Annotated in this window: 24 protein-coding genes and 1 tRNA gene; 7 read left to right on the top strand and 18 right to left on the bottom strand. The window is 69.9% G+C overall.

Going from position 1 to position 21,880, the window contains the following annotated elements; genetic code table 11:
• Both RT323_RS11475 and RT323_RS11470 read left to right on the top strand, forming a co-directional pair.
• On the top strand, positions 1 to 1,050 hold a 1,050-nt coding region (locus tag RT323_RS11475; RefSeq protein ID WP_313408429.1), incomplete at its 5' end, for a M20/M25/M40 family metallo-hydrolase.
• Positions 998 to 1,129, top strand: a complete 132-nt coding sequence (locus RT323_RS11470) for a hypothetical protein (protein WP_313408427.1) — start codon at positions 998 to 1,000, stop codon at positions 1,127 to 1,129. The genes RT323_RS11475 and RT323_RS11470, both read left to right, overlap by 53 nt.
• 1 nt (position 1,130) lies before the next feature.
• On the opposite strand, the gene lysS is transcribed toward RT323_RS11470, so the two are convergent.
• From lysS to RT323_RS11405, 13 genes are all read right to left on the bottom strand, one after another.
• The gene (gene lysS / locus RT323_RS11465; protein WP_313408434.1) at positions 1,131 to 2,588 is read right to left on the bottom strand and encodes a lysine--tRNA ligase; all 1,458 of its coding nucleotides are present in this window, start codon (positions 2,586 to 2,588) and stop codon (positions 1,131 to 1,133) included.
• Between the two features lie 96 nt (positions 2,589 to 2,684).
• The gene (locus RT323_RS11460; RefSeq protein ID WP_313408425.1) at positions 2,685 to 3,266 is read right to left on the bottom strand and encodes a 1-acyl-sn-glycerol-3-phosphate acyltransferase; all 582 of its coding nucleotides are present in this window, start codon (positions 3,264 to 3,266) and stop codon (positions 2,685 to 2,687) included.
• A gap of 101 nt (positions 3,267 to 3,367) precedes the next feature.
• A complete protein-coding gene (locus tag RT323_RS11455; RefSeq protein ID WP_313408423.1) occupies positions 3,368 to 4,093 on the bottom strand; it encodes a sulfite exporter TauE/SafE family protein in 726 nt (241 codons plus the stop codon).
• Positions 4,090 to 4,365, bottom strand: coding sequence for a hypothetical protein (locus RT323_RS11450; protein ID WP_313408421.1), 276 nt, complete (start codon positions 4,363 to 4,365; stop codon positions 4,090 to 4,092). Before RT323_RS11450 ends, RT323_RS11455 begins: the two co-directional genes overlap by 4 nt.
• Entirely contained in the window at positions 4,358 to 4,750 is a 393-nt protein-coding gene (locus RT323_RS11445) for a DUF202 domain-containing protein (protein ID WP_313408419.1), read from the bottom strand. The genes RT323_RS11450 and RT323_RS11445 overlap by 8 nt, the downstream gene beginning before the upstream one ends.
• A complete protein-coding gene (locus RT323_RS11440) occupies positions 4,747 to 6,060 on the bottom strand; it encodes an alkyl sulfatase dimerization domain-containing protein (protein ID WP_313408417.1) in 1,314 nt (437 codons plus the stop codon). The genes RT323_RS11445 and RT323_RS11440 overlap by 4 nt, the downstream gene beginning before the upstream one ends.
• The gene (locus RT323_RS11435; protein WP_313408415.1) at positions 6,057 to 7,667 is read right to left on the bottom strand and encodes a tripartite tricarboxylate transporter permease; all 1,611 of its coding nucleotides are present in this window, start codon (positions 7,665 to 7,667) and stop codon (positions 6,057 to 6,059) included. The genes RT323_RS11440 and RT323_RS11435 overlap by 4 nt, the downstream gene beginning before the upstream one ends.
• A gap of 8 nt (positions 7,668 to 7,675) precedes the next feature.
• The gene (locus tag RT323_RS11430; RefSeq protein ID WP_313408432.1) at positions 7,676 to 8,179 is read right to left on the bottom strand and encodes a tripartite tricarboxylate transporter TctB family protein; all 504 of its coding nucleotides are present in this window, start codon (positions 8,177 to 8,179) and stop codon (positions 7,676 to 7,678) included.
• Between the two features lie 47 nt (positions 8,180 to 8,226).
• Positions 8,227 to 9,207, bottom strand: coding sequence for a tripartite tricarboxylate transporter substrate binding protein (locus tag RT323_RS11425; protein WP_313408412.1), 981 nt, complete (start codon positions 9,205 to 9,207; stop codon positions 8,227 to 8,229).
• Positions 9,204 to 10,370 carry a CoA transferase gene (locus RT323_RS11420; protein ID WP_313408431.1) on the bottom strand — a complete coding sequence of 389 codons (1,167 nt, stop codon included), beginning with the start codon at positions 10,368 to 10,370 and terminating at the stop codon, positions 9,204 to 9,206. Before RT323_RS11420 ends, RT323_RS11425 begins: the two co-directional genes overlap by 4 nt.
• A 122-nt stretch (positions 10,371 to 10,492) precedes the next feature.
• Positions 10,493 to 11,416, bottom strand: coding sequence for a LysR family transcriptional regulator (locus RT323_RS11415; RefSeq protein ID WP_313408411.1), 924 nt, complete (start codon positions 11,414 to 11,416; stop codon positions 10,493 to 10,495).
• Between the two features lie 32 nt (positions 11,417 to 11,448).
• Positions 11,449 to 12,342, bottom strand: a complete 894-nt coding sequence (locus RT323_RS11410; protein ID WP_313408408.1) for a LysR family transcriptional regulator — start codon at positions 12,340 to 12,342, stop codon at positions 11,449 to 11,451.
• A gap of 100 nt (positions 12,343 to 12,442) precedes the next feature.
• Positions 12,443 to 13,462, bottom strand: coding sequence for an NADP-dependent oxidoreductase (locus RT323_RS11405; protein ID WP_313408405.1), 1,020 nt, complete (start codon positions 13,460 to 13,462; stop codon positions 12,443 to 12,445).
• Between the two features lie 226 nt (positions 13,463 to 13,688).
• Here RT323_RS11405 and RT323_RS11400 point away from each other — a divergent pair, with 226 nt between their 5' ends.
• Complete coding sequence (locus RT323_RS11400) at positions 13,689 to 14,414, top strand: glycerophosphodiester phosphodiesterase family protein (RefSeq protein ID WP_313408402.1); 726 nt, start codon at positions 13,689 to 13,691, stop codon at positions 14,412 to 14,414.
• Between the two features lie 29 nt (positions 14,415 to 14,443).
• On the opposite strand, the gene RT323_RS11395 is transcribed toward RT323_RS11400, so the two are convergent.
• The 4 genes from RT323_RS11395 to RT323_RS11380 are packed head-to-tail and all read right to left on the bottom strand — an operon-like array spanning position 14,444 to position 17,351.
• Positions 14,444 to 15,220: a type III pantothenate kinase gene (locus RT323_RS11395; protein ID WP_313408399.1), complete on the bottom strand. Its 777-nt coding sequence runs from the start codon at positions 15,218 to 15,220 to the stop codon at positions 14,444 to 14,446.
• Between the two features lie 10 nt (positions 15,221 to 15,230).
• Positions 15,231 to 15,647: an aspartate 1-decarboxylase gene (gene panD / locus RT323_RS11390; protein WP_313408396.1), complete on the bottom strand. Its 417-nt coding sequence runs from the start codon at positions 15,645 to 15,647 to the stop codon at positions 15,231 to 15,233.
• Positions 15,648 to 15,651: 4 nt separating this feature from the next.
• On the bottom strand, positions 15,652 to 16,494 hold the full coding sequence (gene panC, locus RT323_RS11385; protein WP_313408393.1) for a pantoate--beta-alanine ligase: 843 nt from the start codon (positions 16,492 to 16,494) through the stop codon (positions 15,652 to 15,654).
• Positions 16,494 to 17,351 (bottom strand): DUF2520 domain-containing protein, encoded by an 858-nt coding sequence (locus RT323_RS11380; protein ID WP_313408391.1) that lies wholly within the window; start codon positions 17,349 to 17,351, stop codon positions 16,494 to 16,496. Before RT323_RS11380 ends, panC begins: the two co-directional genes overlap by 1 nt.
• A gap of 143 nt (positions 17,352 to 17,494) precedes the next feature.
• Between RT323_RS11380 and RT323_RS11375 the strand changes: the two genes are divergently transcribed.
• From RT323_RS11375 to RT323_RS11365, 3 genes are all read left to right on the top strand, one after another.
• Positions 17,495 to 18,970, top strand: a complete 1,476-nt coding sequence (locus RT323_RS11375; RefSeq protein ID WP_313408387.1) for a polysaccharide pyruvyl transferase family protein — start codon at positions 17,495 to 17,497, stop codon at positions 18,968 to 18,970.
• A gap of 47 nt (positions 18,971 to 19,017) precedes the next feature.
• Positions 19,018 to 19,090: transfer RNA gene (locus tag RT323_RS11370), tRNA-Lys, on the top strand.
• Between the two features lie 141 nt (positions 19,091 to 19,231).
• On the top strand, positions 19,232 to 19,771 hold the full coding sequence (locus RT323_RS11365; RefSeq protein ID WP_313408385.1) for a VanZ family protein: 540 nt from the start codon (positions 19,232 to 19,234) through the stop codon (positions 19,769 to 19,771).
• A gap of 9 nt (positions 19,772 to 19,780) precedes the next feature.
• Here the strand turns inward: RT323_RS11365 and RT323_RS11360 are convergent, their stop codons facing one another.
• Entirely contained in the window at positions 19,781 to 20,986 is a 1,206-nt protein-coding gene (locus RT323_RS11360) for a hypothetical protein (RefSeq protein ID WP_313408382.1), read from the bottom strand.
• A 205-nt stretch (positions 20,987 to 21,191) separates the two neighbouring features.
• Between RT323_RS11360 and RT323_RS11355 the strand changes: the two genes are divergently transcribed.
• A partial coding sequence (locus RT323_RS11355) for a hypothetical protein (RefSeq protein WP_313408379.1) occupies positions 21,192 to 21,880 on the top strand: 689 nt, incomplete at its 3' end.

The raw sequence follows: 21,880 nt of genomic DNA, 5'->3' as shown, positions 1-21,880 counted from the left end.
GTCATCGCCCACAAGCCGGGCCCGGCCGGCGCGCCGACCGTCCTGCTGTACGCGCACCACGACGTCCAGCCCGAGAACGACCACGCCGAATGGGACTCCCCGCCGTTCCTGCCGACCGAGCGCGACGGCCGGCTGTACGCCCGCGGCGCCGCCGACGACAAGGCCGGCATCGCCGCGCACCTGGGCGCCGTGCGTGTCTTCGGCGACGACCTGCCCGTGAGCGTCACGGTCTTCGTCGAGGGCGAGGAGGAGGTCGGCTCCGACACACTGCCCGAGTTGCTGCGCCGGCATCGCGACCGGCTCGCCGCCGACGTCATCGTGATCGCGGACTGGGACATCGGCGTCCCTGCGCTGACCACCAGCCTGCGTGGCCTGGTGCGCGCCGACATCGAGGTGCGCACCCTGACGCACGCCGTGCACTCGGGCATGTGGGGCGGGCTCGTGCCCGACGCGTTGATGACGCTCAGCCGGCTGATCTCCTCGTTCCACGACGACGCCGGCAACGTGGCCATCGAGGGCCTGCACAGCGGGCCCGCCGCGGACGTCGAGTACCCCGAGGAACGCCTGCGCGCCGAGTCGGGCGCCAACCCGGGCGTCGAATGGATCGGGGCCGGGCCGGTCGTGGAGCGACTGTGGACCAGGCCGGCGCTCTCGATCACCGGACTCGACGCGCCCCGGGTCGACGGCGCGAGCAACACGCTGGTCCCCTCCGCCCGCGCCAAGGTCTCGCTGCGCATCGCGCCCGGCGACACCGGCGCCAACGCCGTCGAGGCCCTGCGCCGCCACTGCGAGCGGCACGTCCCGTGGGGTGCCGAGCTGACGTTCACCGTGGTCGACACGGGCGAGGCGACGGCGATCGACGCCACTGGGCCTGCCTACGAGGCGGCCCGCGCCGCGTTCACCGAGGCGTGGGACGGCACGGCTCCGGTCGACATGGGCATCGGCGGGGTCGATCCCGTTCATCGCCGAGTTCCTCGAGACGTTCCCCGACGCCAGCGTGCTCGTCACCGGCGTCGAGGACCCGGACACCCGCGCCCACGGGGCGAATGAGGGCCTGCACCTGGCGGAGTTCGAGCGCGTCGTGCTGGCCGAGGCGCTCCTGCTGCGCAACCTCGGCGCGACCGACTGACCTACTCGCGCCGCTGCACGGGGAACAGGATCGCCTCGCGGATGCCGATGCCCTGCAGCAGCATCACGAGGCGGTCGACGCCCACGCCGATGCCGCCCGCCGGCGGCATGCCGAACTCGAGCGAGCGCAGGAAGTCCTCGTCGACGTCCATCGCCTCGGGGTCGCCCGCCGCGGCGAGGCGCGCCTGCTCCTCGAGCCGCTCGCGCTGGATCACCGGGTCGTTCAGCTCGGAGTAGGCCGGGGCCAGCTCGACGCCGTTGATGATCAGGTCCCATGCCTCGACCAGGCCCGGCGTGCTGCGGTGCTTCTTGGCCAGCGGGCGCACGGCCTCGGGGTAGTCGCACACGAACGTGGGCTGGATCAGCGTGTGCTCGACGAGCTTCTCGAACAGCTCGAGCACGATCTCGCCCGCGCCCCAGCCGTCCTGGAGCGTGACGTCGTGCTCGGCGGCCAGCTCGCGCAGGCGGTCCTCGGGGGTCTCGACATCGACCGTCACACCGGTGGCCTCGCCGACCAGCTCGTGGATCGTCGCCCGGCGCCACGGCGCCTCGAGGTCGATCGTGCTGCCGTCGCGCGCGGGGACGACGGTCTTGCCGACGGCGCGAGCGGCGTCGACCACGAGGTCGCGCACGAGCGCGGCCATCGTGTCGTAGGAGCCGTAGGACTCGTACGCCTCGAGCATCATGAACTCGGGGTTGTGGGTGTTGTCGACACCCTCGTTGCGGAACGTCTTGCCGATCTCGTAGACCTTGTCGATGCCGCCGACGAGCGCGCGCTTGAGGTGCAGCTCGAGCGCGATGCGCAGCAGGACGGGCTCGTCGAAGGCGTTCAGGTGCGTGTGGAACGGACGCGCCGCGGCGCCGCCGTTCGTGTGCTGCAGGACCGGGGTCTCGACCTCGATGTAGCCGTGGCGGTCGAGCGTCGCGCGAAGCGACTTGAGCACGGCCGCCTTCACGCGGACGTTCTGGCGAGCCTCCTCGCGGACGATGAGGTCGAGGTAGCGCATGCGCGTGCGGGACTCGTCCGACAACGGCTTGTGCTCGACGGGCAACGGGCGCAGGGTCTTGGCCGCGATCTGCCACCGGGTGGCCATGACCGACAGCTCGCCGCGGCGGCTGGTGATGACCTCGCCACCCACGACGAGGTGGTCGCCCAGGTCGACGAGCGCCTTGAAGTCGGCGAGCGACTCCTCGCCCACCTCGGCGAGCGACAGCATGGCTTGGATCTCGGTGCCGTCGCCCTCGCGCAGCCGCACGAAGCACAGCTTGCCGGTGTTGCGCAGGAAGATCACGCGTCCGGCGATCGCCACGATCTGGCCCGTGTGGGCGTCGGGACCCAACTGCTCGGCGTCGTTGGACTCGACGACCTCGCCGATGGTGTGGGTGCGCTCGACGAGCAGCGGATAGGGATCGACGCCGGCGTCCAGCAGGCGCTGGCGCTTCTCGCGGCGAACCCGCATCTGCTCGGGAAGGTCGTCCTCGGGGAGCTCAGGCGTCTGCGTCACGAGGCACGAGTCTAGTCGCCCCACGTGGCAGGGCTGCCCGGCCTCGACCGCTCACTCCGCGGCGCGCTCCTCCTCGGCGAGGCGGGGCACGACGCGACGCTCGGGACGGACGCCCCACTTGTCGGCGTAGAAGGCGCGGATGACGTCCATGTCGGCCTTGACGTCGCCCGTCAGGTGGATCGTGGGCCCGAGGCCCGCGGTCATGGTCTTGCGGTCGCAGTACCCGAGGGTGACCGGCAGGTCGCCCTCGCGCGCGATCCGGTAGAAGCCCGACTTCCACCGCTCGACGCCGCCGCGGGTGCCCTCGGGAGTGATGACGACCTGGAAGTCCTCATCGGACCTGGCCCGCTCGATGAGGTCCTCGGCGACGCCCACGGGGTTCTTGCGGTCGACCTCGATGCCCCCCAGGGCGCGCATGATCGGCCCCGCGGGCCCGCGGAACAGCTCCTTCTTGCCCATGAAGTAGGGCCGGAAGCCGCTCTTCCACGCGATGGCCAGCATCAGCACGAAGTCCCAGTTCGACGTGTGCGGGCCGGCGACCAGGATGCCCGAGCCCTTGGGTGCCGGCTCGGAGACGAAGCTCCACCGGCTGATGGACCAGTACGCGTCGGCGATCAGTCGCAAGAACCTCATCCCCGGAGATTAACGCGCTCGGCGGGGCTCGGCAGGATCGGTCGCCACGAATCCGACGGGCACCGCCCGATCGCACTCAAGCTCTCGCTGAACGTCCGGTCTCACCAGAGCGAACGGGCGATCAACACGATGGAAGAGGCTGCGCAGGTCGCCAGCACCGCGGCTCGAACCCGCCCGGGCGGGACGCGCCCCCGCAACCGCCTTCCCCCAAGTTCGCCCAGGAGCAGGGCGGGGAAAAGCGCCAACCCCACCAGCATCTGCGCCGCGGGCAGGTGTCCCGATGCAGCGAGGCTCACGACGCTCAAGGACGTCCCGACGAGGAAGAACACTGCCATGGTCGAGCGGATCTCGGATGCGGGACGGTGCTGGTACAGAAGGGCCATCGGCGGACCGCCGACCGCCGACGTCGTCCCGACGACACCGCTGGTGAATCCGGCCACATTCAAGGACGTGCGGGTCACGGGCACCGTGATCGACCGCACCGTGATGAGTGCGGCCACGAGCACGACACAACCCACCGCGACGCCGAGCGCTCGAGCACTCACCGCTGAGACGACCCAAACGCCCGCCGCGGTGCCCAGCAGCCGACCCGGCAGCGCCCAGGCGACGCCATGCCAGTCGACGTCCGACCGCTCGCGCAGGAGCGTCAGAACCGGCATGGCTAATCCCAGCACCAGCAGGGTCCCCGGCATCAATTCCGGAGCCAGCAGGGCGATCGGGGGAGCCGCGATCAGGCCGACGCCGATCCCGACGACAGACTGAACCATCGCGCCTGCGATCACGGCAGCGGCGATCAGAACCAGTAATCCCGGCACGATCTCGATCACACGCCAGCCAGACGCAGGACTGACGAGACGATCGTCAGCATGCCGACCACGATGGCCGTGACCATCAAGAACGCGCTACGTGCGACGGGCGAGCCCACGACCACGACCGACGTCACGCCCATCAGGGCGACGACCACCGTCACCGCGATGAACAGCCACTGGCCGTGGCTGGCGACGAGTCGCAGGCTGAGCCCCAGCCCGACGACCGCCGCCAGCCACGTGCGGGACCACGCCAGGGCGGTTCGCTCGACGTAGAGTCCCGGGTCACGCATACGTGTATCCCCCGGCCAGAGCCACACCGATGACGAGCGCTGCGGCCGCGCCCACCCCGGACACCAGGACCAGTCCCATGCCGCCGCTGCTCGGCAGTGGTTGCCCGTGGCGAAGCGCTCGTTCGGCCAGGACCCAGGCGCGCCATCCCTGCAGGGCCGCACCGATGCCCAGGACACTGAGAAGCAAGGTCGCGCCGATGCGGAGCGTGGATGACACGTCCACTGGCACCGCGTCGACCACCGCCGCCGCCAGCACCAGCGCCAGCGCAGTCCGGACCCACGCGAGTAGCGTCCGCTGATTGGCGAAGCTGAATCTGGGATCCGGCTCGTCACCATCGCCGTAGACGGACTGCGGCCACCGCTGGGTCGGCCTCTCCGTCGTCACAGGCTGACTGGCCGGCGCCCTGCCAGCGTCGACAGCTGGGACAACGTGTCTCCTCCGGTGGTCACGGCACGAGACTCGGCCGCGGCCCACGCGTAGATTCCCTTGGCCATGGTGCTGCGCTCAGCTTTGGCTTTGGCGGCATAGACGGTCTCGCGCGCGGCGTGGACCCGAGGATCGTCCGGAGCGGCCTGCACGGCCAGCTGCGCCAGATGTCCTGCGAGGCGAAGGTCGCCCTGCTCGGCCAGCGCCTCAGATCGTCCCGCGAGCACGTCGGGGCCTCCGGCGAGTGCCGCGATCTCGGCCGCGAGCTCCTCCGAGCGAGCCGGCTTCAGGTGCGCCGGGTCGCCGTCGTACCACCCGGCGTACCGGCGCCAGATGTTGCGCACGATGAACTCCGGCTCGTCGTAGACAGGCTGGAGATACCATTTCTGCGCCAGCTCCGCAGGCACCTCGACGTCATGGATAGCCTCGAGGACCGTGCCACCTGCGTTCATGATGGCGAGAGTCTGCTCGACGATCGTCTCGAGATATTGGGCCGTGTCGGTCAGCGCAGTCCGAATGCGTTCCTCCCCCACGACCGGGACCCCGTGGCTCCCCAGCATGTACTCCGCGCCGAGGCCTGCCATCCACCGCAGTGCGGCTGCCCACTCCTCGGCAAATCGCTGCACCTTCTGAGGGTTGCCGGCGTTTGGTGCGACCCCGAGGAACAAGTCCCCCGGGAACAGGATCTTCCTTTCCGGGATCCAGCCGACCGTGTGGTCGTCGGTCTCACCCTTGCAGTGCTTGAGCTGGATCACCAGGTCGCCGACCGAAAGCGTGTGCACGTCGACGTACGCGATGTCGGGCATGCGGTACGCCGCCGGCCACACCAGATCGGGGTTACGGAACTGCCTCTTGTTGATCGTGGTGTTGAAGCCCTTCGAACGGTCGTACCTCTCAAAGCGCCGGGCGACGTTCTCGTGTGCGATCACGATGGGACGCGCCTGACCGCCTGCGTCGGCCTCCTCGTCGAACGGTCCGACACCGAAGACATGGTCGAGGTGGCCGTGGGAATAGACCGCGTGCGTCAGGGGCTTGTCAGTCAGTCGCCGTACCCCCTCGTTCAAAGCCTTGGCCGTCTCACGCGGACCCGTGTCGAACAGCGCGACACCGTCACCGTGGTCAATCACGAAGGCATGCCCGAAGCCGGGAGCCATCATCACGCCCGGAGCAACCTCTTCCAGTTGGTCTACCGGATAGTCCCGGATGTCGTTCAGATGGGTTCTGCCGTTCCAGACCTCGTCGGCCAGGTCCAAGATGGATCGGGTCATGAGCTTCTCCTCGGATTCGTGTCGTTGGCGCGATTGGTGGAGGCCAACGACGAGATGGTGGGATGGGGGTCCCGGTTGGATGTGAGGCCGTCAGCGGGCTCGACGGAGTCGATCAGGATCTCGGCGAGGGCGCCGCGTGCACGCCACGCGAGCAGCGTCCGGACGACGACCACGAGGATCAGGACGGCGACGAGTGTGACGACCACCGGACGGCCCAGCAGGTAGCCGGGATCACCGCCCATGAGCGAGAGGGTCTGGCGGCTGGATGACTCCAGAGTGGGCGCGAGCACGAATGCCAAGATCAGCGGCGCCGGGCTGATGCCGCGGCGCTTGAGCGCAAGGCCCGCAAAGCCGGCGAACACCATGGTGGCGACGTCGAACATGCTGTTGCTCTCGGCGTAGACACCGACGAAACAGAGTCCGAGCACCAACGGGCTCAGGATGCCCGCCGGCACGGACAGCAGGCGAGTGAACAGGCCGACGAGCGGCAGATTGAGGACCAGCAGCATCAGATTCGCGAGGTACATCGCTGCGATCACGGTCCAGAACAGCTCCGGCTGATCTTGGATGAAGGTCGGGCCCGGCACGACGTTGTTGAGCAGCAGGGCAGCCAACACGAGCGCCATCGTGGGCGCGAACGGGATGCCCAGCACGAGGAGCGGAATGAACGCCGCGCCAGCCGCGGCGTTGTTTGCCGACTCTGGCCCCGCAACCCCCTCGACTGCGCCGTGACCGAATTTCTCGGGGTGCTTGGAGATCTTGCGCTCGGCGACGTACGAGGCGAACGTCGACGTCACCGCGGCGGGCCCGGGCACGAGACCCAGGAAGAAGCCGATCACCGAGCCCCGGAGGGACGCGGGCAGCGCGCGACGCATCTCCTCACGTGTCGGCACCAGTTCTCGCAGACTGGGTGCCTTCGGCTGGTCGCGCCGCTGGCGGCCTGTCATCTCGTCCAAGACCTCGGCAACACCGAAGAGACCCATCGCGAGAGCGATGAAGCTCAACCCGCCATTGAGTTCGTTGACGCCGAACGTGAAGCGGGAGGTTGCGCTCAGCGGATCGATCCCGATGAGGGCGATCGCGAGCCCGAGACCGATCGTGAGCATCGACATGCCTACACGTCCGGGGGCCATGAGCACCAGTAGGCCCAAGCCGACAATCGTCAGTGCTAGGTACTCCGGAGGTCCGAGTTGAACGGCGACATCGCCCAGCAGCGGAGCGAATACCGTGAGACCGATGATGCTGATCGTGCCAGCGATGAAGGAGCCGACGGCCGCGATAGTGAGCGCGGCACCTGCGCGACCCTTCCGAGTCATCGCGTGCCCATCGATGGCCGTGACGACCGAGCTGCTCTCGCCCGGAAGGTTCAGCAAGATCGATGTCGTCGAACCGCCGTAGGCGGATCCGTAGTAGATCCCGGCGAACAGGATGAGGGAGCCCGTCGCACCGATCTGGGTGGTAAGGCCGAGCAGGATCGACATCGCGCCGATCGGGCCGATTCCGGGCAGGACGCCGACCAGGCTGCCGATCACGACGCCGAGTACCGCGAGTGCGAGGTACTCCGGCGCCATCAGCGCGCCGAAGCCACTCATAAGGTCGCTGAACATGGGACTCCTCAGAAGTAGCCACGAGGCAGCGGGACCTCGAGCCACAGGTGGAAAACGACGAACGAGAACAGGTAGAAGCTCGTTCCCGTCAGCAGGGCGGTCAGGACGCGGCTGCGCATCGTCCACGCCAGCACGGCGATACCGAGACCTACAGCCGGGAGCAGGCCGACGATACGGGCCTGCCAGATCATGAACACGCAAGCCAGAGCCGCGATCACGAGCGTGAGGCGTGGACCGAAGCGCGACGACCTGTCACCTCGCTCGTCCGCACTGGCGGTCTCGGTCGCGAGCGCTTCGGCACGCGTACCGCGACGGTCCGCGACGGCGACGAACGCACCGATCACCGCTGTTGCGCAACCGACGGCAAACGGCAGTGCGCCCGCGCCAGGTGAGGCGACCGTGCCCAGGTCGTAGCTCACGGCAGTGACCGCGTAGGCGATACCGGCAATCGCGGCTCCCGCGGCGAACCGCGATCTGCTGGCTGCTGAATCGATCGGAGCTGGCGCGGCCACCGTTCGCGGCTCCGACACGTCCTGCGGCTCGGCCGAAACGACGTCACTCACAACGAGCCACCGGCGGACTCGATGACGTCCTGCACCTCGGCGGAGCGGTCGGTGAAGTAGGTCATCAGTTCGTCGCCTTCAGCGGGCTGAATGGGCAGTCCCGCCGTCTCGGCGACCTTCTCGAACTTCGGGGAGGCCATGGCTGTCGTGAAGGCCTCAGTCAGCACGTCAGCAACGTCGGACGGGATCCCGGCCGGACCGAAGACCGCGTAGACGGCCGTGGCCTCGATGTCGATGCCGGCCTCCTTGAAGGTGGGCACCTCCGGCATGAACGTGGAGCGCTCGGGGCTGCCGACGGCCAGGACTCGGAGCGAGCCGGACTTGACCTGCGAGAGGATCCCGCTGATCTGGGTAAACGCCGCGTCGACGTTGGCGCCGAGCAGCGCCGTGGTGGAGGCAGCGTCACCCTCGTAGTCCACGTGGCGGAAGCTCACGTCCTCCATCTGCTCGATCTGGGCGGCGGGGACGGCGTACGACAGTGGTCCCTCACCGAGCGTGACCGTCCCCGGCGACTTGCGCGCCGCGGCGACGAGGTCGTCCATCGACTTGAACGGAGAATCGTCCGGCACCGCGATGACGACCGGGCCGCGGGTGACCTGCGCGATCGGCGTAAGGTCAAGCGGCTCGTAACTGACGTCGGTGACCTGCGGCTGCAGAGTGATCGGGCCTTCCGGCGCCACCACTACCGTGTATCCGTCAGCGTCTGCCGAAAGCGTCTCACCGACGCCGACGACACCGGCGCCACCTTCGCGGTTGATGATCTGCATGTCGGCGTCGAGGTCGCCCGAGGCGTTGATCTCATCGACGAGCGCGCGCGCCAGCACGTCGGATCCACCGCCCGGCGGATATGGGACGACGACCTCGATCGTGCGGCTCGGGAAGGTCGACGCGTCCTCGGTCTCGGACACCCCACAGGCGCATGTGAATCCGACGGCTGTCAGCGCGACGAGGACGGAAAGGCGATTGCGAGTCTTCATGAATGGCTCCTGAGGGGTTCGGGGTCGGTAGGGGCGCTGAGCAGGTCATCGAGACGGTCGTTGTCGAAACCGCTGGTCTTCACAGGAACGGGTTCGCCGACGTCGTCCCACCACTGGGCCACGGGGCCGAGTTGCCATTCGGGGTCCTCGTCTCCGGGTGCGGACACGCTCACAAATGGCGAGCGCGGCTGGGTGTCCCGGAGGGCCTTCGCTTCGCCGTAGCTGTTGACCGAGCCGCACACGAGTCCGGCGCCATTGAGCATCGAGACCACCTCGGCCCGATCCATCGAGGAGAAGACGCGCGCCATCTCCGCATGGAGTGCCGGACGATGGCGAACCCTGTCCAGCGAGGTCGCGAACCGCGGGTCGTCGAACAGATGCTCGGCACCGATGAGCTCACAAAGTCGGCGCCAGTGCTGAGGGGTATAGGCCGAGAGGACGACCCATCCGTCGGCGACCTCGATCAGCTCCGCCGCGGGGGCGGCGCTCGGCTGGCCGTTGCCCGTACGGACCGGTTCGACGCCCGTGAGCGCATATTCCATCCAGTTGGCGGCCTGCAAGGTCAGGGCGACGTCCCACAGTGAGATCTGGATCGAGGCACCCGTGCCGTGCGCGGCGCGGCCGAGCAGGGCTGCGGACGCGGCCTGGGCGACGACATGAGTAGCGGCGGCATCAACGACCGGGAACCCGACTCGTTGCGGCTCGCCGTCGGCTGCGCCCGTGACCCACATGATCCCCGACTCCGCCTGCGCCGCGATGTCGAGGCCCGCGCGCGACCTCAGGGAGCCCTCGGCTCCAAAGCCGGTGAAGGACAGGTGAACGAGGTCGGGACGGATCGACCGGAGCGCCTCGGCGTCCAGGCCGAGCCGCTCAAGTGCGCCGGGGCGGAAGTTCGCCAGCACGACATCGCAGGAAAGAGCCAGCCGGCGCGCGTTCTCCAACCCCACCGCAGACTTCAGGTCCAGTTCGACACAGGTCTTGTTGCGGTTGTACGCCTGCACCATCGCGGCGCCATACCCGGGCAGCAACCGGGCTGGCTCTCCTCCCGGCGCCTCAACCTTGATCACGGTCGCGCCCTGGTCGGCAAGGATCTGTGCGGCGCCCGGCACGGCGATGTATTGCCCGAGCTCGAGCACGCGTACTCCGCGGAGTGGCGGTGGCATTCCAGTCACGGGTTGGGTCCTCCGAGCATTGGTAGATGTGTCCGGCGTCATGTCGGGACCCATCCTGTGACGCGACTCACGCTCAATCAAATAGGTGAATATTTGCCAGCCATCGGAGATGCCTATACCAAATCTGTTGTGTCCCGCTCTTGGCCTGCGACCTCGGAGCGCCCTTCGGAACACAGGTCTAGAAAGGCCTCCAATGCCGGTGATCCGCGATCGGCGCGGGCCACGGCCGAAATGCGTCGCGGCGGCAGTTCGGCCAGTTCGCCGATCACGCACCCCAGCGTCGCGGCCCGCTCGGCACGGCGGCGTTCGAGCAGGACGGCGCCAGCGCCGGCGCGCGCCAGAGTGAGGAACGCATCCCGATGCTCCGATCGCATCACGATGGCTTGTGTCACCCTCGGTTCCACGGCTTGCAGCTGGGCACACACCGCGGAGCTCTCGAAGAGCGGAGCGACCACGAGGCCGATGTTCAGCAGATCACTCGAAGTGAAGGTGCCATCAGGCGGCGCAGGGGTGCCAGGGGGACATACCAAGAGGGTGTCCTGGTCCCGCATGCGCACGATGCGCGTCCCGACGATGGGCGCTTCCGGGTGCTCGGTGATGGCGACGTCCACGGTGCCGGCGAGGACCGGCTGCACCGCGTCCGAGACGAAGGCTCCCGTCGGCTCGGTCAAATCGATCCTCACCCCGGGAAGTCGCCTGTTCAACTCCCCGAGCAGCGTCGATGTCGGCTCCAGCACGAGGCTCGGTGTCGAGAGGACCGAGAGGCTGTGGGGACCGTCGATACTCTCGCCGTCGAATGACGTGGCCGCCGCGAATGCCTCTAGCGCCCTGCGTGCCGGTCCCAACATCGTCTGGCCCGCCGCGGTGGGCCTGGAACCTGAACGGCTGCGCTCGAACAGCCTGGCGCCTAGCAGCGACTCGAGCTCGGCGACGGTCTGCGATACCCCTGAGGCCGCGACGTAGAGCTCGTTCGCCGCAGCCGCGATGCTGCCGTGCTCAGCCACCGCGACGAAGTACTCGAGATGGCGCAGGCGCATTCGGCGGCTGGGCGACTCGGATCCACGCGAGCTCACGTCGCGGGCTCCAACTCGCGAGCTTCTCGCATCCGACGTGCCATGGCGACGAACTCACGAGCCGCGGGCGAGAGCGTGGCACCGAAGGTCAACCAGACGTCCCGACGCAGCGCGGGGCGCGGGGCGCGCACTAGCAGACCCACGGCCTCGGCGTCGCGGCCCATGGCCTCGGAGACGAAGGCGATCCCCAAGCCCGCACGCACTAGCGGCACCATCGCACCGGTCGAGCTGGTCTCGACGACGACCGCTTCGTCGACGACACGCTGACCTAGGCACTCGGACAACAGCCGGCGCGTGACGCCACCCTGAGGCGTGACGACGAGGCCCCTAGCTACCAGGTCGGCCAGGTCCGGGGAGGGGCCGACGTCGAGGTCGGGATGCAACAAGGCGACGACGCGCTGTCGGGTCAGCAGTTCGCTGGTCAGGTCGGTGCCGGACGGGTTGCCGACGCCGATGCCGACCTCGGCTCGCCCCGAAGCGACGACATCGACGGCGGACTCGCCACCGTGCGGACGCAGCAAACTCACGACGACGCCGGGATACCTCTGCCGGAACCGACCAACCAGCTCGGCTACCGGGTCCTGCGCAAGCGTGCGTGGACACACCACGCTGAGTCGACCTCGCTCCAGGTGCTGGGCCGGGCGCAGCGCCTCCTTCAGCTCGGCATGAGCGCGCAGCACCTGGGCGGCCGGACCGACAAGATCGCGACCGGCGCCCGTCAGCACGACACCCCGGGGCTGGCGCCGGAAGAGCGGCACCGCCAGGTCGGACTCCATGCGCGCCACCGCCTCGGACAGCGTCGGTTGACTGACGCCGAGCTGCCGAGCAGCGGCCGAGATGCTCCCGCATTCGGCCACCGCCAAGAAATACTCCACTTGCCGCGGATCCATCATGACTCCTCCAGCGCGTCGCACTCTGCGCCTGTCGGACCATCCTAAATACGCGTCACCGAACCGATTGCGCGCGAAGTCACGGGTACGAGCCCGCGTCTCAGGTGGTGGGGTCCTCACGCAGACGCACGATCGCCTTGCCCGTGTTCGCTCCGGTCAGCAGCCCCGCGAACGCGTCGGGCATGGCGTCCAGCCCGTCCCACGCGGTCTCGCGGTACGCGATGTCGCCCTGGTGGAGCCACTGGCCCACCTTCTGCTCGAACTCGGGGCGCAGGCTCTCGTGATCGCTCACGATGAAGCCCCGCATCGTCAGTCGCTTGCCGACGGCCTTGAACATGTTGCGCGGGCCCTTGGGGTTGGGGTCGTTGTAGCCCGAGATCGATCCGCAGAGCGCCATGCGACCGCGCTCGTTGATGTGCTCGAGCGCAGCCTCGAGGTGATCGCCGCCCACGTTGTCGAAGTAGACGTCGAAGCCGTCCGGCAGCGCCGCGCCCAGCTGACCCATGACGTCGCCGTCGCGGTAGTTGATGGCCGCGTCGAACTTCAGCTCATCGACCAGGAGCGCGACCTTCTCGGCCGAGCCGGCGCTGCCGACCACACGATCGGCCCCGGCGAGGCGGGCGAACTGGCCCACGAGGCTGCCGACCGCACCGGCCGCTGCCGACACGAAGACGGAGTCGCCGGGCTGGAACGCAGCGACGTCGAACAGGCCCGCGTAGGCGGTCATGCCCGGCATGCCCAGCACGCCCAGGAAATACGAGGAGGGCAATCCGTTGAGGTCGAGCTTCGTCGCGTACTCGGCGGCCAGCACGGCGTGCTCACGCCAGCCGAGCCCGTGCCGCACGATGCTGCCGACGGGCAGGGAGTCCGAGCGGGACTCCACGACCACGCCGACCGCGCCGCCATCGAGGGCGTGGTCCAGCCGGAACGGCGGGACGTAGGACTTCACGTCGTTCATGCGCGGGCGCATGTAGGGATCGACGGTCAGGACGAGGTTCTCGACCAGTACGTCCCCGTCGCGCAGGTCCCGCAGCTCGCGCTCGACGAAGCGATACGTCTCGGGTCCCGGCACTCCTGTGGGGCGCTGGGCGAGGTGGATCTCACGGGTCGTGGTGGTCATGCAGGTCCTCCCGGTCGGGTCGCCGCGGCGCGGCCGTGGTCCGGGCTGGCATCGTCGACGCACAATGCCCGGCTCCGGCCATCGTAGGGAACGGTCCCGACGCTGGCTCTCGGCCGGGACGGACGACGACGCGCCGCCTCGCCTCCATCGCACTGCGCGGCCAGTGTTCGGCAGACCCACAGCCTGCGTTCACCCCACGGTCAGGTTCGGCGCTCACCGTGGAGACATGAGCCAGCACGTGCGCATCAACGGCCACCGGGGCCAGAGCAGCACCCATCCGGAGAACACCATTCCCGCCCTGCGCGAAGCAGTGCGGCTGGGCGCCGACGGCGTCGAGTTCGACGTGCGTCCCACCGCCGACGGCTCGATCGTGCTGATGCACGACCGCTCGCCGCTGAGGACCACGAACCTGGCCGATCTCCAGCCCTCCAAGGTGGGCATGCCCGTCGAGCGGTTCACCCTCGCGGAGCTCGCCATGCTCGACGCGGGCGGCTGGAAGTCCGGCGTCTTCACGGGCACGCCCGTACCGACCCTGCGCGATGTCGTGCACGCCCTGCGCGGCACGGACGTCCAGCTGTCGGTCGAGTTGAAGGCCTCCCCCGTCGACCCGCGCGGCTACGTGCGCGCCGTCCTGGACGAGCTGGGCGGCCGCGGTCGCGTCACGCTCATGAGCTTCGACCGCGACATCGCCGAGGCGGCCCTGCCGCTGCACCACGCGGTGGGCCTGGTCTCGAACCGCCCGCCGACGGCGGACGACCTGCGCCGTTTCGACGAGTTCCACGTCTACGCCCGCCGCGTCGACCGCCGCCTGGTCGAGCGCGTGCACGCGTCGGGCGGAACCGTCACGGCCTGGACCATCGACGACCCGCGCCAGTTCGCGCGGCTCCGCGACCTCGGGGTCGACGCGATCACCACGAACGACGTGACCGTCGCGCGCCCCGCCCTCGTCTGACGCCGGATCCCGCCCGGGGCCACGCGCGCTCAGCGGTTCTTCGCGGCGACGAGCCGCAGGCCCTCGAGCGTGAGCCGCGAGTTGCGGGCCGTGATGGTCTCGCACTCGCTCAGGACGACGGCCGCGTGACTGCCGGTGGCGATCACCGAGACGTCCTGGGGATCCTCGCCGAGCGAGTCGATCATCCGCTCGACGATCGCGTCGATGAGCCCGGCGAAGCCGAAGACCGTCCCGGACTGCAGCGCCTCGACCGTGTTCTTGCCGATGACGTCGCGTGGCGTGGTGATCTCGACGCTGCGCAGCTGCGCACTCCGCTTGGCCAGCGCCTCGAGGGAGACCTCGACGCCCGGCGCGATCGCACCACCGAGGTAGCGCCCTTCCGCGTCGATCGCGTCGACGACCGTCGCCGTGCCGGTCAGGTCGACGACGATCGCCGGCCCGCCGTACAGCTCCTTCGCCGCCAGGGCGTTGACGATGCGGTCCGTCCCCACCTCGCGCGGGTTGTCGGTGTGGATCGGCACGCCGGTCTTGACCCCGGGGCCGACGATCCAGACGGGCAGGTCGTCGTAGTAGCGGCGGTACGCCCGGCGCAGGGCGACGAGCAGGGCGGGCACGGTGCAGCACATGACGATCTCGGAGACCGGCGGCAGCCCCGTCCGGCGCAGGAACCCGTCGACGAGCAGGAACCACTCGTCGGACGTGCGGCGCTCGTCGGAGGCGACGACGAAGTCGCCGCTGAGCTCTTCCCCGTCGAACAGGCCGATGCGGGTCTCGGCGTTGCCGGCGTCGATCGCCAGGAGCGTCATGTCGGCAGGCTCAGACCGTCACGAGGTCGCCGCGCTTGAGGCCCGAGTCCGCGGGAACCTCGGCGGCGTCGTTCCCGAGCGTGACGATCCGGTTGTCCTCGTCGACGAACACGACGCTGGGCTGCAGCTCGCGGGCCTCGGCGTCGTCGACCTGCGCGTACGCGATGAGGATGACGATGTCGCCGGGGTGGACCAGGTGCGCCGCGGCGCCGTTGATGCCGATGATCCCCGAGCCGCGCGGGCCCGCGATCGTGTAGGTCTCCAGCCGGGCGCCGTTGGTGACGTCGACGATGTGCACGAGCTCGCCGGGCAGGATGTCGGAGGCGTCCAGCAGGTCCTCGTCGACGGTGACCGAGCCGACGTAGTGCAGGTCGGCCTGCGTCACGGTCGCGCGGTGGATCTTGGACTTCATCATGGTGCGCAGCATCGGGTCACTTCCCTTGGTTCTTCGCGGTCCCCAGCGGGACCGCACAGTTGTCGAGCAGGCGCGGCTGGCCCACTCGGGCGGCCACCAGCAACCTCGCCTCCCGGCCGGGCTGGGCCGGTCCGAGGTCGGGGCTGGTGAGCACGAGATAGTCCGGGTCGACGCCGGCGTCGGCCAGCACCTTCCCGGAGGCATGGAGGACGGCCTCGGGGCCGTCGGGGCCGGCGTCGACGCCGGCGCGCAGGGCGGCCGAGATCGCGGCGGCACGCTCGCGCTCGGTCGCCGAGAGGTAGCGGTTGCGCGAGCTCATCGCGAGGCCGTCGGGCTCGCGGACCGTGGGACAGCCCACGACCTCGACGCCCAGGCACAGCTCACGCGACATGAGCCGGATCAGCGTCAGCTGCTGGTAGTCCTTCTCGCCGAAAACGGCCACGTCCGGACGGACGAGGCCGAACAGCTTCGCGACGACCGTCAGCACGCCACGGAAGTGCGTCGGGCGCTGGGCGCCCTCGAGGATCGTGGCCAGCGGGCCGGGGTCGACCGTGACCGTGTCGGACAGTCCGGCCGGGTACATCTCCTCGACCGAGGGCGCGAAGACCAGGTCGACGCCCGCCTCGTCGCACCGCTGAAGGTCCTCGTCGAACGTGCGGGGGTAGGCGTCGAGGTCCTCGCCGGGCGCGAACTGCGTCGGGTTGACGAAGATCGACACGACGAGCGTGTCGGCGAGGGGCCGCGCGTACTCCATGAGGCTCACGTGGCCGTCGTGGAGCGCGCCCATCGTGGGGACGAGGGCGACGGTCCCGGACGTGGCGGCGCGCAGCTCGGCCGCGGTGCGGACGACGGTGGGCATCAGCGGACCTTCTCGCGGATCACGGCCGTGCGGACGGCGTCCGCGGTGTCCGTGTCGATCCGGCCGGTGGACTCGGCCCGGTCGGCGGTGGCCGTCGCGAGGGCGGCGTAGGTCCGGCGCGTGGTCGGGTCGTCGAGGCGGGCGACGTGGGCTCGCACCGTGTCGACGTCGCCGCGGGCGACCGGACCGGTGAGGGCGGCGTCGCCGTAGGCGAGCGTGTTGTCCAGGGCCGCGTTCAGCAGCGGGCGCAGGACGGCCGCCGGGTCCTCGGCGCCGATCTGGCGCAGCAGGTCCATCGCCTGCGTGACGATCGTCGTCAGATGGTTCGCGCCGTGGGCCAGCGACGCGTGATAGGTCGCGCGGTCGGACTCCGCGACCCACATGACGGTGCCGCCGAGCTCGGCGACAAGCGTGTCGGCGACGTCGCGATCGGCGGCCTCGGCCGTGACGCCGAAGACGCAGCCGCGGTCGAGGTCGACCTCGGTGCCGGTGAAGGTCATGGCGGGGTGCATCGCGATCGTGCGTGCGCCGGCGTGGGCCAGCGGAGCGAGGACGTCGAGACCGTGGCGCCCGCTGGTGTGCGCGATCAGCTGCCCGTGACGGACGTGCGGAGCGAGCTCGCGGGCGACATCGGCCAGCGCGTCGTCCGGAACCGCCAGGAACAGGATCTCGGCGCGGTGGACGACCTCGACGCGGTCGAGCACGGGGACGCCGGGCAGCAGGGTCTGCACGCGCAACTGGGACGCGGTGGAGCGACCGCTGACGGCGGCGATGTGGTGACCGGCGCGCTGCAGCCGGGCGGCGAGGACAGCGCCGACTCGGCCGGCGCCGACCACACCCACGCGAGGGTGCGACATGTGTGTTGCCTTTCGTTCCAGTCCCGGGACGGGTACCAGACAAAGTGACTCCGCCAGTGTACGCCTGTGTGTTTCGTGAGGAAGCAGAGGTGACGACGATCACGTCGCGCCGTGGCGGTGGTGCGCTCTGCCACACTGTCGCCATGGCTCGGATCCTGATCCGCGCGGGCAAGGACCCGTTCACGGCAGTCGCACCCGAGACGACCCTGACGCAGGACGTCTTCAACTCCAACAGCGGCAACTACCTCTTCCAGCACTCGGTGTGGAAGGCGCTCGACGTCGCGCCGCACGAGCTGATCGCGAACTCGACCCTGAGCGAGCGGCGTGCGGCCGGCTCACAGGACGCCCGGCGGATCAGCGACGAGTTCGACCACTTCGTCATCCCGATGGCCAACTCCTTCCGTGCCGACTTCGCGGACAAGCTCGAGAACCTCACGACCCTGATCGAGCAGCTGACGATCCCGGCCACCGTGATCGGCATCGGCGCCCAGGCGCCCGCGGACCGCTCGTTCGGCCCCCTCGCCGACGTCGAGGACGCCACCCGTCGCTTCGTCGCGGCCGTGCTCGACCGCTCCGCCTCGATCGGCGTGCGGGGCGAGTTCACGCGGGACTTCCTCGTGCACCTGGGCTTCCCGGCGGACTCGATCGACGTCATCGGATGTCCCTCGTTGTTCCTGCAGGGTCCCGACCTGCAGGTGCACAAGAGGCTCGACTCGATCACGGCCGACGCGGCGCTGGCACTGAACCTGACCCCCGAGGTCCCGGGCATCGGGACCTTCGCCACGGACCAGGCGGCCCGCCACCCGAACCTGACCTACATCGGCCAGGACGCGCACGACCTGCGCCTGCTGCTGTGGGGCACCGCCCACCCGCACGTGGACGACCCGCTCGTGCCCACGCACCTGCGCCACCGGCTCTACCAGGAGAACCGGATGCGGCTCTTCGTGGACACGTGGACCTGGTACGACTTCCTGGCCCGTCAGGACTTCGCCTACGGCACCCGTTTCCACGGCAACGTGGCGGCCCTGCTGGCCGGCACGCCCGCGATGATGCTGGCCCACGACTCGCGCACGCTCGAGCTGGCCGAGTACCACCAGATGCCGCACCGCGTGCAGCCGCGCTTCGACGAGCCCGTCTCGGTCGAGGAGCTCTACGCGGCCACCGACCCGACCGCGTTCAACGAGGCGCTGCCCGATCGGTTCGGCCGGTACACCGCGTTCCTCGAACGCAACGGACTCGAGCACCGCTGGCAGCCGGGGAGTGACGGATCGCAGTTCGACACACGGCTCGAGCAGGCTTCGTTCCCGCCGGCCGTTCAGACGCTCGCCGCCCCCGACCTGAGCGAGGTCGCCGCCCGCCTGGACTGGCTCCGGCACGCGATGGTGATCGACATGAGCCGCCACCCGAGGCGGTACGACTACCCCTTCAACACGCCGACCTACCAAGGGGCCGGCTCACGGCACGCCCGCCTGGCCGACCAGCGTGACGAGAAGCAGCGGACGCAGCAGCGCCGCATCGATGAGCTGTCCGCCCGCCTCGAGCGGATCGAGCGGACGACCGTCCGAGGGTTCTCCGCCCGCGTCCTGCGCAGGCTGCGCAGGCTGTTCGGCCGCGGCTGACGGGTCGCGACAGCACGACTGGCAGACTGTTCCTGCGCCAGCGGCGCGGGCCTCTAGCTCAATTGGCAGAGCAGCGGACTTTTAATCCGCGGGTTGTGGGTTCGAGTCCCACGGGGCCCACCCGAACAGCGTCACCTCACCGGGACTCCGGCGAGCCCGTGGGGAGTGGGCCACCGTCCCGCGCCTCAGATCACAGGTACAGGATGTTCCGCGGGCCGCCGACGACGCGTGGCCGGACGACGGGACGAGGAGTGACCGAGGATGTTCCGAGAGGTCCCGGTCCTCCCCCTGGTGGTGCCGCTCGCGGCAGCGGTCTTCCTGGCCCTCCTGTGGCACCTGCGCCGCCGCGGCATGCTCTCGGCACCGCGCGCCGCCGTGGCCTTCGCGCTCTGCTTCTACGTCGCCGGAGTCGTCGCCAACACGGTGTTCCCGATCTACCTGGACATGCCCAGCCGCAGCGGGTCACCGTGGCACTCGTCCCTCTACCTGGAGCCGTTCGAGAACTACGAGGTAGCCGATGCGGTGATGAACATCGTCGTCTTCGTACCCGTGGGAATGATCGTCCCGCTCCTGCTGGCGAGGACGTCTTGGTGGCGCGTCGTCGCGGTGGCGGCGGCGCTCAGCCTCACGATCGAGGCCACCCAACTGCTGACCGCGCGCCTTCTGGGCGGCGGCCACGTCGCCGACGTGAACGACCTGATGTTCAACGTCCTCGGCGGCCTTCTCGGCTACGTCCTGTTCGAGGTCCTGTCGCGGGTACCGGGACTGGGCGTCGCCCTCGACCGATTCCGCTGGCGCTGAGGCTCGTCCTCATTCGGTGGCGGATCGGCGCCGACGCGGCCTGCGGCCTCGTCCGGACTCGTCCGTGTCCACGCCGCGTCGGGCCAGCTCGGCCCGCAAGAGCTCAGTGGGGGCGCTCGACACGCCGGGGTACTCGTTGACCGTCTCGGCGGTCGCGTACTTCTCGCGGAGCAGGTCGGCACCGCCCCCGCGCATCGCGCCGATGACGGCCCGGACCGCGACGTCCATGTCCACGGTCGTGACTGCCGGCATCGGGCCGACGTCGGCGGGCGCCGTGATGAGCGCGTCGAGGTCGCCGATCACGTCGGCACCTGACGCCACGATCCCGGAGATCATCGTCCGGGCCGCGTCGTTCGCGCGCTCGACGGCCCAGTCGGGCATCGCCACGCGTGCCTCGTCCGGCCGCGGGCGGCGACCGCGCAGCTGACGGACCGCCCCGAGCCGCACGAAGCGTGCCTGGATCGCCGGTGACCAGCCGCGGGCCTTGATCCGCTCGTTGACACGGCGGACGAGCTCGATCTCCTGGGCGGTGAACGAGCGGTTGCTGGCCGTGGACTGCGACTGCAGCAGGTCGCGCGGCAGTCCCAGCAGGTCCTCGAAGGAGTCGAACAGCCGCCGCGGCCGGCGCTTGTCCGTCACGACCACGTGGACCCGCTCGGGACCGACGACCTCGGCCCAGCGCCGGACCTGGTCGTCGATTCGCTGACGCAGCCAGAACACGGCCGCGTCCCGTCCGTCCGGCTCGTCGAACACCGTGTGCAGCCAGTCGTCGAACGTGAGCCTCAGGTTGGAGCGCACGGCCTGCTGCCACGAGGACGGCATGACCGAGGCCAGCGGCGCCGCGGTCACGACGACGTCGAGCCGCTCGACACCGAGCCGCTCCGCGATCTGCGTCGTCCGCGGTGACCGGACCACGTCGAAGTACTCGCTGCTGATCACGACCCGGCCGGGCGCCGCCCGCACCTCGTCCACGAGATCGTCCCAGTGGTGCTGCGGGGGCAACACCGTGCCGATCGGACTCGCGAATCCCGACGCCACGCGGCCCGCGTTCGCCTGCGAGCGGGTCTGTCCCGGGTAGAGGACGCCCAACGCGGCGAGCTCGTCACGAACGGCTGCCAACGCGCCCTGGATGGCGGTCGTGCCGGTCTTGTGGGGCCCGACGTGCAACAGGACGCCCCGGGGTCCGATCGGCCTGATCATCGGGTCCTGGCTCATCTGGGTCATCCTAGGCACCCCCGTCCGCCACGACGGCGGTCCGAGGTCCCCGCCGCCCCGTGCACCCGGCGGGCGCGTCGCGTCTCACCCGACGGGAAGCGCCGACTTGCCCCTCGATCCGGGCAGATTCACGTGGGACACTGACCGAACCATGCCTTCCGACCGTTCCACCGACTCCGGGTCTGCCACGAGGCACGCCCGAGGCGTGGCCGACCTCCTGCGCCACGCCCAGGAGGTCGCCTCCGAGCTCGAGGCGTCCGCAGTCGCCGAGGCCGAGCGGATCACCACCGAGGCACGACGCCTCGAGGCCGAAGCTCGGCTGCTGTACGACGACGCGCGGCAGGTGCGCGACACGGCGCAGGCCCACCTCGTCAACGTCACCGAGCAACTCGATCGCGCATCCGAGGACGCCGTCACGATCGTCGCCGACGCGAGCGAGCAGGCCACGATCCTGGTGCGTGACGCCGAACAGCGCCGTGAGGCCGCCGAGCGCGACGCGGAGACCACCTTCGCCGACGCGCACGAGCGGACCGGAGCGATGCTCACCGAGGCCGCCGTCGAGGCCGGACGCCTCCTGGCCGATGCCCACGAGAAGGCCGATCAGCTGACCCGTGCCGCCGAGGCCCGAGCGGCCGAGGTCGTCGCCACCGCCCAGGCACGGGGCGAGCAGCGCACGACCGAGGCCGAGGAGTACGTCGAGCGCATCGTCCAGGAGGCCGAGCAGCACACCCTCGAGATCTCCGGGGCCGCCGCCCGCAACGCCGAGGCCGTGGTCGAGGCCGCGATCGCCGAGGCGGAGCAGACGCGCGCGGAGTCCGAGCGAGTGCTGGCCCGCGCCCGCGAGGAGGCCGAGAGCCGCGTCGAGGAGGCCCGGGCCGAGTCCGAGCGCACGAT

This window comes from Aeromicrobium sp. (assembly GCF_032084975.1).
Taxonomy (GTDB): domain Bacteria; phylum Actinomycetota; class Actinomycetes; order Propionibacteriales; family Nocardioidaceae; genus Aeromicrobium.
Note: the sequence above shows the minus strand (reverse complement) of the source record. Positions and strands in the feature narration are given on the sequence as shown.